8 protein-coding genes are annotated in these 14,354 nt (G+C 71.6%); 4 read left to right on the forward strand and 4 right to left on the reverse strand.

Annotated features, from left to right (window positions below):
* Positions 1 to 83 precede the first annotated feature (83 nt).
* From ACZ69M_RS18410 to ACZ69M_RS18425, 4 genes are all read left to right on the forward strand, one after another.
* Positions 84 to 1,229: an aromatic ring-hydroxylating oxygenase subunit alpha gene (locus ACZ69M_RS18410; protein ID WP_470051033.1), complete on the forward strand. Its 1,146-nt coding sequence runs from the start codon at positions 84 to 86 to the stop codon at positions 1,227 to 1,229.
* Entirely contained in the window at positions 1,222 to 2,688 is a 1,467-nt protein-coding gene (locus tag ACZ69M_RS18415) for an aldehyde dehydrogenase family protein (RefSeq protein ID WP_470051035.1), read from the forward strand. Before ACZ69M_RS18410 ends, ACZ69M_RS18415 begins: the two co-directional genes overlap by 8 nt.
* A gap of 102 nt (positions 2,689 to 2,790) precedes the next feature.
* Positions 2,791 to 4,356: an APC family permease gene (locus ACZ69M_RS18420; protein WP_470051037.1), complete on the forward strand. Its 1,566-nt coding sequence runs from the start codon at positions 2,791 to 2,793 to the stop codon at positions 4,354 to 4,356.
* Positions 4,357 to 4,406: 50 nt separating this feature from the next.
* A complete protein-coding gene (locus ACZ69M_RS18425) occupies positions 4,407 to 5,957 on the forward strand; it encodes a GMC family oxidoreductase (protein WP_470051039.1) in 1,551 nt (516 codons plus the stop codon).
* A gap of 20 nt (positions 5,958 to 5,977) precedes the next feature.
* Here ACZ69M_RS18425 and ACZ69M_RS18430 read toward each other — a convergent pair whose 3' ends face one another.
* From ACZ69M_RS18430 to ACZ69M_RS18445, 4 genes are all read right to left on the reverse strand, one after another.
* Positions 5,978 to 10,681, reverse strand: coding sequence for a hypothetical protein (locus ACZ69M_RS18430; RefSeq protein WP_470051041.1), 4,704 nt, complete (start codon positions 10,679 to 10,681; stop codon positions 5,978 to 5,980).
* Between the two features lie 68 nt (positions 10,682 to 10,749).
* A complete protein-coding gene (locus ACZ69M_RS18435) occupies positions 10,750 to 11,631 on the reverse strand; it encodes a hypothetical protein (protein ID WP_470051043.1) in 882 nt (293 codons plus the stop codon).
* A 154-nt stretch (positions 11,632 to 11,785) separates the two neighbouring features.
* Entirely contained in the window at positions 11,786 to 13,303 is a 1,518-nt protein-coding gene (locus ACZ69M_RS18440; RefSeq protein WP_470051045.1) for a hypothetical protein, read from the reverse strand.
* A gap of 216 nt (positions 13,304 to 13,519) precedes the next feature.
* Positions 13,520 to 14,224, reverse strand: a complete 705-nt coding sequence (locus ACZ69M_RS18445) for a GntR family transcriptional regulator (protein WP_470051047.1) — start codon at positions 14,222 to 14,224, stop codon at positions 13,520 to 13,522.
* Positions 14,225 to 14,354: the final 130 nt, after the last annotated feature.

The following is a 14,354-nucleotide window of genomic DNA, read 5'->3' on the forward strand; positions in this document are numbered from 1 at the left end:
GTCCTGACCGGCGCCACCGATCACCCGATCGGACTGTTCGACCCCCGCCGCCTCGCCGCCGCGCCCGCCTGAGGAGTACGCACGTGACGACGATCCCCGTCTCCCCGTCCCCCATCTCCCCCAGCCTGATCGCCACCCTCCCCGGGCACTACTACACCGATCCGGAGATCTTCCGGCAGGAGCAGGAGTCCCTGTTCGAGTCGATGTGGTTCTGCGCCGTCCGCTCCGCGGATCTCGCCCGGCCCGGCGCCTTCCGCACCGTCCAGGTGGGCCGCGAGAGCGTCCTGATCACCCGCTCCCGCACGGGTGAGCTGCGCGCCTTCCTGAACATCTGCCGTCACCGCGGGGCCCGGCTGTGCACCGAGGAGTCCGGGGAGGTCCGCCGAAATCTGCAGTGCCCGTATCACGCCTGGACCTACGACCTCGACGGCAAGCTGGTCGCCGCGCCGAACCTGATCAAGATGCCGGACGTCGACCGCGTGGAGTACGGCCTGGTCAAGGTCGCGCTGCGCGAGTGGCTCGGGTACGCCTGGGTGTGCCTGGCCGACGAGCCGCCCTCCTTCGAGGAGACGGTGATGGGCGCGGCCGTGGAGCGGCTGGGCAACGCGGCCGCCATCGGGCACTACGGCACCGAGAAGCTGGCCCTCGGCAAGCGCATCACCTACGACGTGAAGGCGAACTGGAAGCTGATCGTCGAGAACTTCATGGAGTGCTACCACTGCGCGACGATCCACCCCGAACTCGTCGACGTCCTCCCGGAGTTCGCGGAAGGCTACGCGGCCCAGTACTACGTGGGGCACGGCGCCGAGTTCGGCGAGGACATCCAGGGCTTCACGGTCGACGGCAGCGAGGGCTTCGGCCGGCTGCCGGACATAGCGGACGACCAGGACCGTCGCTACTACGCGATCACTGTGAAACCGACGGTTTTCATCAACCTGGTCCCCGACCATGTCATCCTGCACCGCATGTTCCCGCTCGCCGAGGACCGCACGGTCGTCGAGTGCGACTGGCTCTACGCGCCGGAGGTCGTGAAGTCCGGCGCGGACGTGTCCAAGTCGGTCGAGCTCTTCCACCGGGTCAACGAACAGGATTTCGAGGCATGTGAACGTACGCAGCCGGCCATGACCTCGCGGGCCTACCGGAAGGGTGGTGTCCTGGTGCCCACCGAGCACCACATCGGGATCTTCCACGAGTGGCTGATCCAGCAATTGGGAGGCCCCAGTGCCTGACCTGTTCATCGACGGTACGTGGCGGAGCGCTCTCGACGGGCGCACGCGCGAGATCCGCTGCCCCGCCGACGGCTCCCTGGTGGGCGTCGTCGACGAGGCGGGCGGCAAGGACACCGTGGAGGCGATCGCCGCCGCGCGCCGCGCCTTCGACGAGGGGCCCTGGCCCACGACCCCGGCCGCGGACCGCGGTGACCTGCTGCTGCGCGTCGCCGACCTCCTCGTACGTGACAAGGACGCGCTCGCCCGCGCCGAGTCGCTCGACACGGGCAAGCGGCTCGTCGAGAGCGAGTACGACATCGACGACATCGCGAACTGCTTCCGCTACTTCGGGCGGGCCGCCACCGTCGAGACGGGCCGGGTCGTCGAGACCGGTACGGCGAGCGTCGACAGCCGGGTCGTGTACGAACCGGTCGGGGTGTGCGCGCTGATCACACCCTGGAACTACCCGCTCCTGCAGACTGCCTGGAAGGTCGCCCCTGCGCTCGCCGCGGGCAACACCTTCGTCCTCAAGCCGAGCGAGCTCACCCCGCACACGGCGATCCATCTGATGCGGCTGCTGGAGGAGGCCGGGCTGCCGCCCGCAGTGGCCAACCTCGTCCTCGGCGCGGGCCCCGAGGCAGGGGCCCCGCTCGGCGATCATCCGGACGTCGACCTCGTCTCCTTCACCGGCGGGCTGCACACCGGGCGGCTGCTGATGGCCGCCGCGGCCGGGACGGTGAAGAAGGTGGCCCTGGAACTCGGCGGCAAGAACCCGAACATCGTGTTCGCCGACGCCGACTTCGAGACGGCCGTCGACATGGCGCTGACCGCGGTCTTCCTGCACTCGGGGCAGGTCTGTTCGTCCGGGGCCCGGCTGCTGGTCGAGGACTCGCTGCACGACCGGTTCGTCGACGAGGTCGTCCGCCGGGCCTCGGAGATCCGGCTCGGCGGCCCGTTCGACGAGCGGGCACAGAGCGGGCCGCTGGTCTCGGCGGCGCATCGCGCCAAGGTCGAGGCGTACGTCGCCAAGGGGCTGGCGGAAGGCGCGGTGCTGCGCTGCGGCGGCGCGCGGCCTTCCGGACCCGAGTTCGAGGCGGGCTTCTACTATCCGCCGACCGTGCTGGACGAGTGCTCGTCCGACATGTCCGTGGTCCAGGACGAGTCCTTCGGGCCGGTGCTGACCGTGGAGCGTTTCAGCGGCGAGGCGGAGGCCGTGCGGCTCGCCAACGACACGATCTATGGGCTCGCGGGCGCCGTCTTCACCACCGACGAGGCCAAGGCCCAGCGCGTGGCGGCCCGGCTGCGGCTCGGCACGGTCTGGATCAACGACTACCACCCCTACGTCCCTCAGGCGGAATGGGGCGGTTTCAAGCAGTCCGGCTTCGGGCGCGAGCTCGGACCCGCCGGCCTGGCCGAGTACCGCGAGGCCAAGCACATCTGGCGCAACACCAACCCGTCCCCACAGGGGTGGTTCGCGTAATCCCCTGATGATCCCCCGGTGACGTCCGGATGATCTGATCCCCTGATTCCCCCCACCACCCGCACGAGCCGCGCCCCTCTCCCCTGATCCAGGAGGCCGCTCATGACCACCCATCCACCCGCGACCGAGCAGAACGACGACGCCGAACTCTCCGAGTTCGGCTACAAGCCCGAACTCAAGCGCACCCTTGGCAACTTCCACACCTTCGCCGCCGGCATCAGCTACATCTCCATCCTCACCGGCACCTTCCAGCTCTTCTACTTCGGCTACGGCAGCGGTGGCCCCGCCTACTGGTGGTCCTGGCCGATGGTCTTCATCGGCCAGTTCATGGTCGCCCTCTGCTTCGCCGAGCTCGCCGCCCGCTATCCCGTGGCCGGCTCCGTCTACAACTGGTCGAAGAAGGTGGGCAATCCGCACATAGGCTGGCTCGCGGGCTGGATGATGCTGCTCGCGTCGATCGTGACGATCTCGGCCGTGGCACTCGCCTATCAGTTGACGCTTCCCCAGATCTCCTCCACCTTCCAGTTCGTGGGTGACGGCACGGGCAAGTACGACGTCGCCACCAACGCGGTTCTGCTGGCGGCCGTACTGATCCTGTTCACCACCGTGGTGAACGCCTTCGGTGTGAAGCTGATGGCGACCATCAACACGGCGGGCGTCTTCATCGAGCTGATCGCCACCGTCGTACTGATCATCCTGTTCGCGGTGCACATCACACGTGGTCCGCAGGTGGTGATGGACACTCAGGGCACCGGCCACGGGCAGTCGTTCGGCTACCTCGGCGCCTTCCTGGTGGCCTCGCTGGCGTCCGCGTACGTCATGTACGGATTCGACACGGCCTCCTCGCTCGGTGAGGAGTGCCTCGACCCGTCGCGCAACGCGCCGCGCGCCATCATCCGTGCCATCGTCGCCTCGTTCGTCCTCGGCGGGCTCGTGCTGCTGCTCGCGCTGATGAGCGTCTCCAGCCTGAAGGGCGACAAGCTCTCCACCGACGGTCTGCAGTACATCGTCCTCGATGTGCTCGGCCCGACGGCCGGCAAGGCGATGCTGTGGTGCGTGCTGATCGCGGTCACGGTGTGCGCCCTGGCCGTGCACACGGCGGCGATCCGGCTGGCCTTCGCGATGGCCCGCGACAACAACCTGCCCGCCTCCTCGAAGCTGGCCAAGGTCAACGCGCGCTTCCAGACGCCGATCCTGCCGACCGTCATCATCGGTGTGCTCGCACTGGCGATCCTGGTGGTCAACATCCGCCAGCCGCAGATCTTCACCGTGGTCACCAGCATCGGCATCATCATGATCTACCTGGCGTATCTGCTGGTGACCGGTCCGATGCTGATCGCACGGCTGCGTGGCAAGTGGCAGCCCGCGGGCGACGGCAAGTTCTCGCTCGGCCGCTGGGGGCTGCTCGTCAACATCGTCGCCGTGGTGTGGGGCGCGGCCATGACGATCAACCTGATCTGGCCGCGCTCCGAGGTCTACAACGCGGCCGCGCCGTACCACTGGTACCTGCGCTGGGGTGCCGTCCTGTTCGTGGGCGTCGTCGCGGGCGGCGGCTTCGCCTACTACTGGTTCGTGCAGCGGCACCGGACCGGGGTGCTCGCCGAGCACCAGTTCCAGGCCTCCGCGACGGCTTCCGTCGCGGCCCCCGTGACCCCCGCGACCGACTGAAGGACCGTCACACGACCGACCGAAGAGCAAAGCAAGGAGGTCAACTCCCCATGAACGTCGATGAGTTCGACTATGTCGTGGTCGGCGGCGGCACCGCGGGCAACGTGGTCGCGGCCCGGCTCTCCGAGGATCCGTCCGTCACCGTGTGCGTCCTCGAGGCGGGCCCCAGCGATGTCGGCGACGACGACGTCCTGAAGCTGGAACGCTGGATGGGACTGCTGGAGTCCGGATACGACTGGGACTACCCGGTCGAACCGCAGGTCAGCGGCAACAGTTTCATGCGGCATGCCCGCGCCAAGGTGCTCGGTGGCTGTTCCTCGCACAACTCCTGCATCGCCTTCTGGGCACCCGCGGAGGACCTGGACGACTGGGCCGCCGCGGGCTGTACGGGGTGGAGCGCGGCCGAACTCTTCCCGCTCTACCAGCGGTTGGAGTCGAACGACGCTCCCGGCGACCACCACGGCCGCACCGGACCGGTGAAGCTGCGCACGCTGAAGGGTGCGGACCCCTGTGGCTCCGCCCTGCTGGAGGCGTGTGCGCAGGCGGGCATTCCGACCACCGCGTTCAACACCGGCAAGACCGTGGTCCGTGGCGCCAACTGGTTCCAGATCAACTCCGACGAGAACAACATCCGGCAGTCCTCGTCGGTCGCGTATCTGCATCCGGTCATGGACAAGCGGACCAACCTGGACGTGCGCACCGGGGTACGGGCCAAGAAACTCGTGCTCGACGGCCGCCGCTGTGTGGGCGCCGAGTACCTGGACCCGGACCTGATCCACACCCGGACGGTGCGCGCACGCCGCGAGGTGATCGTGTCCTGCGGGTCCATCGACACTCCCAAGCTGCTGATGCTGTCGGGCATCGGGCCCGCCGCGCATCTGCGCGAGGTGGGGGTCGAGGTGGTGGTGGACTCGGCGGGGGTCGGCAAGAACCTCCAGGACCACCCCGAGGGCGTCATCATGTGGGAGGCCAAGCAGCCCATGACCACCACGTCCAGCCAGTGGTGGGAGGCGGGCATCTTCTACGACACCGAACCGGGCCTGGACCGGCCCGACCTGATGTACCACTACGGTTCGGTGCCGTTCGACATGAACACGGCTCGGCACGGGTTCCCGACGTCCGAGAACGCGTTCTGCCTCACGCCGAACGTGACGCGCGCGAAGTCACGCGGCACGGTGCGGCTGCGCACCCGGGACTACCGGGACAAGCCGATGGTCGATCCGCGCTACTTCACGCACGAGCACGACGTGCGCGTGATGACGTACGGGCTGAAACTGGCGCGGAAGATCGCCTCCCAGCCGGCGCTGAGCGGCTGGGCGGGCGCGGAGCTGGCCCCCGGGCCGGAGGTCCGGACGGACGACGAGCTGCTCGACTACCTCCACAAGACCCACAACACCGTCTACCACCCGTCCTGCACCGTGAAGATGGGCGCCGACGACGACTCCTCGGCCCCGCTCGACGCGCGGCTGCGGGTCAAGGGGGTCGAGGGTCTGCGGGTCGCGGACGGTTCGGTGATGCCGGATCTCATCTCCGTCAACCCCTGCATCACGACCATGATGATCGGCGAGAAGTGCGCGGACCTTTTGAAGGAGGACAGGTAGGGTGCGGTTTCCCGCGCCCCTCACGGGGCGCTCGGTGCGGGCCTCTTGAACATCCTTGTCGCCGTGATCTCGCTGTGCACCGACTCACCTTCCCCGGCCGGGGCCTGCTGCGGGAGCCCCGGCCGCAGGTGTTCCTCCACGCTGATGTACTTCAGCCCGGCGCGCAGGTCGGCGTCGTTGCGCAGACGGATGACGAGGGGGAACTCGGCGAGCGCGGTCGTGTCGAACAGGCCGGTGGTGTAGAGGAGCTGGACACCGAGCGCGTCCGAGACGGCCCTCTGCAGCTCCAGCAGGTAGGTCGCGTTGGCGCGTCCGATGGGGTTGTCGAGGAAGAGCGTGCCGGCGTGCCGGTGCTTGTCACGGCCCCGGTCGTTGCTGCGCAGCGCGGCCATCGTGCAGTACAGGGCGATGGCCGCGGTCAGCAGCTGGCCGCCGGAGAAGACGTCACCCATCTGCCCGACGGGGACGCGCTCGGCGCGCAGTACGGCGTCCGGCTTGAGGATCTCGACGGCGACGCCCTTCGGCTCGAGGGCGGCGCTGACTCCGCGCAGCAGCAGTGACATGCCGTCGCGCCGCATGTCGGAGTTCTTCTTGACCGCCGCGCGGGTGGCCTCGTCGACGACCTCACCGAGCCGCTCGGCGAGCGTGGCCTGATCCGGCTCCTCGAAGCGGATGCGCAGGAACTCCTGCCCGGACCACTCCCCGAGCCCCTCCGGCAGCCGGGACAGCCGCTGCGCGGACCGCAGGGTGGCGAGCGACGACTCCACCAGCCCCCTCAGCCGGTCCACGATCGAGTCCCGGTTGCGTTCCAGCTGCGCCAACTCGTCGGTCAGCACCCTCAGTCGGGGCGCGAAGGCGTCCGCCCACTTCTGGGCGTGTTCGGGCAGCGCGGACGCGGGCAGCTCACGGATCTGCTGCCGGGCAGGGGTGCGCACCTGCTCGTACCGGTTGGAGTTGGCATGCCGTACGAGGATGTCGCTCGCCTCGCGCACGGCGCCCTCGGCCGCGGAGAGGTCGGCGGCGCAGCCGCGCAGGGAGCGGCGGGTCTCGGCGGCGGAGTGCCGGGCCTCCTCGAGGGTGCCGGGGTAGGGCTCGGGCTCCTCCTGCTCCTCGTCGGAGTGCTCCCGCAGCAGGTCCCTGAGCAGAGCGGCCGTCTCGTCGAAGCCACCGGCCGCGTCCTCGGCGGCGCGGTGCGCGTCGAGCAGCTCGGCGTGCGCCTCGCGTGCCTGGCTGAGCGCCTCGGTGCGGGAGGCGAGTTCACCGGTGGCCGTGCGCAGTAGCGACTGCGCGTGCTCGGCGTCGCGCGGGACCAGCTCCTGCGACAGCTCGGTGTGGGCCTCGCCGTCCTCGGGCGCGTGCCGCTCGGCCTCGCCGCGCAGCCGCCCGAGCTGCTCGCTCGCGGTGGACATACGGGTCTCCAGGAGCTGCACGAGCTCCTCGGCACGGGCGGCGGCCGCCTGCCGGGACGGCCCGTCGGAACCCTCCGGCGCCTGAAGGAGCTGTGCGGCGCGCGTGCGCACCTTGTTGCTGAGCCGGTCCAGCTCTGCCAGGGCCGCGGTCTCGTCGCTCTCGGCGCGGGCCTGCTCGGCACGCAGATCGGCGCCGACGCCGACCTTCTCGTACAGCTGTGACGCGGCCCGGTAGGCCTCGCGCAGGGCGGGCAGCGAGGACTTCGCCGTCTCCGACGCGTCCTCCGGTACGTCGTCGGGGGCGCCGGCGATCTCGGCGCGCTCGGCGCGCAGCGCACGGGCCGTGCGGCGGGCGTCGTCGGCGGCGCGCTGGGCGGCGCGGCGGTCCTCGTCGGCGGCGCGGGCGCGCTCCAGGCAGACCTGGGCGCGGGCCTCCGACTCGGTGGCCTCGTCGGCGAGTTCGCGCACCTTGACCTGCCAGCCGGCGCGTTCGCGCAGGCGGAAGGCGAGTCCGGCGAGCGCGTCGGCCGCGCGCCGGGCGCGCTGGGCGGCGTCCTGGCGCTCGTCGCGCACGAGGGCCGCCTCGGCCGCCGCCTCGTCGGCCTCGGCCCGCACGGTGCGCGCCTCGGCGAGCTCGGCCTCGGCCTCTTCGGCGAACGCGCGCGCCTCCCGGGCGGCCACGGCCAGTTCGACGAGCCGCCCGGCGGGACAGCCGGTGCGCCAGGAGGCGAGCCGCGCCGCGAGCTCCCGGTCCTTGCCGAGCCGGGCCGCGAGGGTGCGGATCTCCTCGTCCCGCTCGGTCGCGCGGGTGCGCAGCGCCTGCCGTTCCTCGTCGGCGGCGTGCTCGTCGTGCATGGCCGGGTTCGGCGGTACGAGGAAGACGCCGCCGTCGCCCGCGTCGGCGGCCGGGGTCGGGGCGAGCAGCGCGGCGGCCGTACCGACGGCGACGGCGGAGCGCGGCAGCAGCGCCGCTTCGCTGAGCGCCGCACGGGCCCGCGCGTGGGTGTCCGGGTCGGTGATGATCACGCCGTCGACGAGCTCGGGCCTGGCGGCCAGCACGCGCGCGTGGTCGACGGGGTCGACGGCCTGCGCGAGATAGCGCCAGCCGGGCAGGGCGGGGATGCCGTGCTCACCGAGGTACTCGACCGTGGCCAGCACGTCGGGGCCGGGCGGCAGGAGTCCGCCGTCGCCGAGGGCGCCGAGGATCCGGGCGTCGTCGGCCGCCGCGGTGCGCAGCTCGAAGAGCTGGCGCTCGGCGGAGGCGACTCCGTCGTCGAGCAGCTCGCGCAGTTCGTCGGCGTACTGGTCCAGCTCCTCGGGCGTGAGGGCGCCTTCGGTCTCCGCCCAGACGTCGGCGGAGTTGCCGCGGGCACCTCGGCCGGTGTCGCCGCCCTTGCCGTGGCCGGTCGAGGCAGCGGCGTCCCCGGCCGCCCGGGGCACCGGTACCCCGCCGTGCCGCGTTCCGGCGGCGCCCGGCAGGCTGAGCAGCTCAGCGAGCCGCTCCTCCCCCGCCAGTGCCTCGGCCGTACGGCGCTCACCGTCGTACGCGCGCTCGGCCGCCGTCGCCGCGTCCGCCGCGCGGGCGGCCGTCAGTTCGGCGCGGGACTCGGCGGACGCCGCCTCGCGGCCGTGCTCCGAGGCCCGTCGCGAGGCCTCCCGTGCGGTGTCCCACGCCGCGACGGCCGTCTTCTCGGCGTCGCTGGCGGCGAGGGCGGCGCGGGCCGGGTCGGCGTCGGGGGCGCTGTCGTCGAGCCAGCCGGCGCGGACCGCCTCGGCGGTCTCCTGCTCGACCTCGCTCAGGCGCTGGCGCAGATGTCCGACCTCGCTGCGGGCACGCTGGGCGGCGGTGGCCGCGGCGGTCGAGTCGGCGTACGCGGTCTCGCCGACCTCCTGGAGTCCGGCGGAGCGCTCCTCCTCCTCGTTGGCGAGCGCCTCGGCGCCATCGGCGGCGCGGTGCAGCGCGCGGACGAGGTCGACGGCGGCTTTGGCGCGGGCGGCGAGGGCGGGCGCGGCGTCCCGCTCGGCCTCGAGGATCGCGGCGGCCACGCGCGCGGAGCGGTCGGCGGCGGCACGGTGCCGCAGTACGAGCTCGGCGGCCTGCCAGGAGGAGTGCAGGGTGCGCGCGTCGGCCAGTTCGCGCTTCTGGGCGGCCGCCGACTTCTCGGCCCCGGCGAGCGCCAACGAGGCATGCCGGTAGGCGAGTTCGGCGGCGATGAGGGCACTGCGCTCGCGTGCGCCCTCGGCGTGGGTGACGGCGTACGCGGCGGCGGTCACGCGCTGTGCGAGCTCACCGGCGCGGACGCGCTCCCGCACGCCTCGCGCGGACAGCCGCCGGGCCAGGGTGCGGGTACGCCGCTCGGCGCCCGCGTGGATGTCACGCGCGCGTGCCCGTGCCTCGGCGGCCTCGACGATCCGGCCGAGCAGATCCACGGACCCCGCCGTGAAGTCCCGCTCGGCGATCAGCTCGGCGCGCCGCCCCAGCTTGTTGCCGAAGCCGCCGACCAGGTCGGCGAGCCCGTCGGTGTCCCGGGTGTCGGTGACCGCGCGCAGCAGCAGGTCGGTGAAGTCGGAGTCCTTCTTGACGGCGAAGAGACCGGCGGCCTCACCCTCGTCGGCGTTCATCTCCCGCTGGTAGCGGAAGAGTTCGGGATCCAGGCCGAGGTCCGTCAGATGCTCGTTCCAGCGGTCGTGGATCTCTTCCCAGTGCACTTCGAGGTGCGGATACGCCTTTCCGGCCTCGGTGAGGGCGTCGCGGAAGCCCTTCATGGTCCGCCGCCGTCCCTGCGCGCCGGACGCGCCCTCGACGGGCGGGCGGACGGCGGTCGCCTCGGCGACGGGCAGGTTGTCCAGGCTCAGGCCGGGCCCGGGCCGGAAGGAGTACCAGGCTTCGGCGAACTTCCGCGGGTCGTTGGAGACCTGCCGTCCCCGCCACTCGCTGGCCTTGCCGACCACGACGCACTCGCCGGTCAGCGTGTGCTGCCACTCCAGCGCGACATGACCGCAGTCGTCGGCGAGCAGGAACTTGCGCAGCACACCGGAGCTGGCGCCGCCCAGGGTGTTGCGGTGGCCCGGCAGCATCACCGAGAAGATCAGCTTGAGCAGCACCGACTTGCCGCCGCCGTTCTCCAGGAAGAGCACGCCCGCGGGCGCGGGCCGGCGCGGCGGCCCGACGGGCTCCTCCTCGAAGAACTCCGCCTGGGTGGGGGCGGGGTCGGGCACGGGCTCGCCGACACCCCTCAGGTCAAGGACGGTGTCGGCATAGCGCGCGCCAGCAGGCCCGATGGAGTAGAGGCGGACCCGGGACAGCTCGTACATGGCGGCGGACTCTCGTAGTAAGTCTTCGGATACGTAGGGGAGATACGCAGGGGAGCTACGTAGGTGGGTCAGGAGTGGAACGGCAGGCCTGCGCCGGCCACCAGCTCCAGGTCGTCGGTGTGCTCGGCGGGCAGCAGCGTCGGGGTGCCGTCGGTCACCGGGACGACGCCCAGCTCGAGGAGTTCGGCCATGGCGGCGCTGCCCGCCATGTCCCGCACCTGGAGCTGGTAGCGGGCCGTCGTCCGGTACGTCCCCCCGGAGTCGTCCCCGGTCCGCTGAAGGAATCCGGAGTCGGTGAGGAAGGCGACGGCCTTGCCGATGATGCCGGTGGTCGAACCGGACAGTCTTCGCGCGTCCTTGGTGGCGCCGGTGGAGCTGCGCCGTGCCCAGATCCGCCAGGCCGCCTCCAGGCCGGGCGCCTCGGTCGCCGGATCGGTGTTCTCGCCCTGCTCCTCGGCCCGCTCCTCCAGACGGCGGCAGGCCTGTCGTACGAACGCGTCGACGCCGTTGACCGAGACCCGCCCGATGTACCCGTCGTCCGCGAGGTCCTCGGGGCGTGGGAAGGCCATCGCGGCGACGGCAAGGTGGGCGAGGCCGTGCAGGAAGCGGTCCGCGGAGTCGGCCGAGGTGCGACGGGCGTAGTCGCCCATCCGGACGGCGAACACCGAGTCCTCGGCGGCCGTCACGGCCATCCCCGCGCGCGGGGACACCTCCAGCACGACCAGCCCGAGCCCGGCGGCCACGGCGTCGGCGAGGCGGGCGAACGCCGGGTCCTCTCGGTACCGCCGCAACAACTCCGCGTACTCCTGGTCCCGCGCGGGCTGCAGTTTGGGCTGGAGCCCGAAGGCGACGAGCCGCGCCGCGTCGGCGGCGTCGGCGGGTGTGACGGGAGCGTTCGCCGGCGCGGCGACGGCATCCGGCTCACTCCACTCGACGTGCTGCTCGGTCACGACTGGGGCTCCATGGTCTGAGATACGGGGGTGCGGACAAGCGCCCTGTCAGGGGCGCGGGGCGGTGACATCTGCGGCTGCCCGGCGCGGGCGCGGCGAGCCACGAACACCTCGCGGGCGACGAGCGAGGCGCGGTTCCCTGGCGACTGTGCGTTCACGACCGATCCGCCGCCATCCCCGCCGCGTCGAGCAGAGCCATGCCCACGATCAGATCGGCCCCGCCGAACTCGGGATCGTCCAGCTGCACCCCGTCGTCGACGGCGAACAACAGTTTCTCCTCACCCTGCCGATACGCGGTACCGACCGGCGGACTGGCCGCGTGCACGGCCAACAGGGCGACGAGGTAGGGCAGTTCGGGATCCCGGCGGCGCGCTTCGGCGAGCAGCCCGGACAGCCGTCGCGGCGCGTCCGCCGGCAGATCCAGCAGCTCCCTCGCGGAGGCGAGCTGCTCCTCACTGAACCGGCTGTCGTCCGGCGTGGCGATCAGGTCCGGTTCGGGCATCTCCGCACCGAGGTGCTCCCGCTCCAGGGGTGGTGTCAGCAGGAGCTCGACAAGATCCCCCACCCGTACGGCCACCGGCGTGCGCAGCCCCGTTCCACGTGCGAAGAACGCGTCCGTCACGCGCCGGGCCTGTGCGACGGGCAGCGGCAGCACGGGCGCGACGAGGTGGCCGTAGAGGTCGATCCCCGAGGTCGTCATGGGTGTGGCGAAGGCCTGCCGGTCCTGCTCGGCACGGAACAGGGGCCCGGCCTCCAGAAGCCGGGACTGCAACTGCGTGTGCCGGCGGATGCAGTCCTTGACGATGTCGACGAGCTCGGCGGCGCGGCGCTTCTGCTCGGGGTCCTCGGACTCGTCGCGGGCCTTGCGGATGTTGGTGAGGATCGCGTTCTCGTGGCGGTAGCGGTCGGCGACGTGGTCGAGCGCCTCGGCGATCATGTCGGGCACGGCCTGGAGCCAGTCGACGGCGCGCACATTGCGCCGGGTCGCGTCGAGCGCCCTGCGGAGGGTCTCCGAGTACTGCACGGTCCGGTAGCGGGCCTGCTCGGCGGCGAGCTGGGCGTCGGCGAGGCGGCCGCGGCTGATCAACACCTCGAGCTTGACCTCGGCGGCGATCTGCGCGCTGGTGACATCGGTGTCGAGGGCGCCGACGAGGACGTTGACCGCCTCGTCCGTCGTACGGAGGTAGACGGTCCCCCCGTACCCGGGCACCTCCTCGATCAGCTTGAAGTCGTAGTCGCGGCGCACATAGGAGCCGTCGGGGGCGAAGGTGCCGTATACGGCGCGGAAGCCGCGGTCGACGCTGCCGACGTTGATCAGGTTCTCCAGGACCCACCTGGCCACGCGCTCGTGCTCGCCGACGGGGCGCTGGGGGGCCTGCGCGGCGATGCGCGGGATGAGCCGGGCCACTATCTGGTCGTGGTCGGCGCCCGTGTCGAAGTCCATGTTCAGTGTGACGAGGTCGATGGCGGCGAGGGCCACCTCGGCCATCCCGTACACCGTGTACTCGCCCGCGAGATTCGCCTTGCGCACATCGAGGTCGTGCAGCGGCGCGGTGCACGCGAGCGCGCGCAGCCGCCGCGCCAGGCCCTCGTCGGCGGCCGGGCCCGGAGCGGGGCGCGGCCCCGCGCTGAGCTGGGGCGGAACGCTGTCCGTCGATGCAGGCGAAGTCACGGTGCACAGACTAGGTCCTCGGTCTGACAACGGTCGAAACGACGCAGAAGCGACCGCCGTCACACCGGCTCCGCGCCGCACGTCACGACGGCTCCGCGCAGCGCCTCTCGGTCGCCGCCTCGCGAGAGCGGCGCCGGGAGCAGTGACGCCGGAAGCAGTGGCGAGTGCGGCGGAGCGAACCGCCGCCGCGGCCGTCCCCGAGAACCACGACCCGGTTCAGCCGATCCCCTGCGCCCCGTCGGCAACCCGCCGTGCATAGGCCTCCACGACCCCGGTGAGCGAGTCGTCGAGATAGACCGCGAGCAGTCGCTCGGCCCCGTCGCGGTCGCCCGCCCGGAGCGTCCTGAGGATCTCATGGTTGCGCGCGAGATACGGCTCGTGGAGTCGCCGCGGGTCGGCCACCACATGGAAGGCGAGGCGCAGTTCGGCGAAGACGCTGCGCATGAGTTCGTCGGTGCGGTCGCTCCCGGCGAGCGCCACCAGTTCCCTGTGGAAGTGGATGTTGGCCGTACTGACGCCTTTCCAGTCACCTTCGCGCGCCGCCCGCTGCCCGTCGGCGACGGCCTGGGCGAGGTCGTCCACGGCGTACGGCGGCTCGCCGAGGCCACGGACCACGGCGCACTCGACGAGGGTGCGGGTGCGGTAGATGTCCTCGACGTCCTCGATGGTCAGCACCCGCACGAAGACCCCGCGGTTGAGCTCGTGCACCAGGAGCCGTTCATGCGTGAGCAGCCGGAACGCCTCGCGCAGTGTGTTGCGGGAGACGCCGAGCGCCCCGCCGATGCTGTCCTCGGACAGTCGTGTCCCGGGCGGGAAGTACCCCTCGGCGATACGGCTCCTGAGGATGTCCGAGACCCGCTCGGCGGTGCTGGTGCGGCCCAGCAGGGCGCGATCGTCGGCCAGTCCCGTCAGCTCTGCCATGCCCGGAATTCAATCGCAGAAATAAGAACGAAACAACACGGGTATTGAGGGATCGTTCAACGATCCTCTACCTTGCTACACACGGCGCCGCCCGCTCACCCGAGCGCCGACGGCTTCCGCACGGCACGGC

The organism is Streptomyces sp. NPDC107454, from assembly GCF_055582885.1.

Excerpts from the sequence above, each read along its gene's own strand:
- ACZ69M_RS18445 (WP_470051047.1), bottom strand. The coding sequence starts at position 14,224 with ATGGCAGAGCTGACGGGACTGGCCGACGATCGCGCCCTGCTGGGCCGC.
- ACZ69M_RS18425 (WP_470051039.1), top strand. The coding sequence starts at position 4,407 with ATGAACGTCGATGAGTTCGACTATGTCGTGGTCGGCGGCGGCACCGCG.
- ACZ69M_RS18420 (WP_470051037.1), top strand. The coding sequence starts at position 2,791 with ATGACCACCCATCCACCCGCGACCGAGCAGAACGACGACGCCGAACTC.
- ACZ69M_RS18430 (WP_470051041.1), bottom strand. The coding sequence starts at position 10,681 with ATGTACGAGCTGTCCCGGGTCCGCCTCTACTCCATCGGGCCTGCTGGC.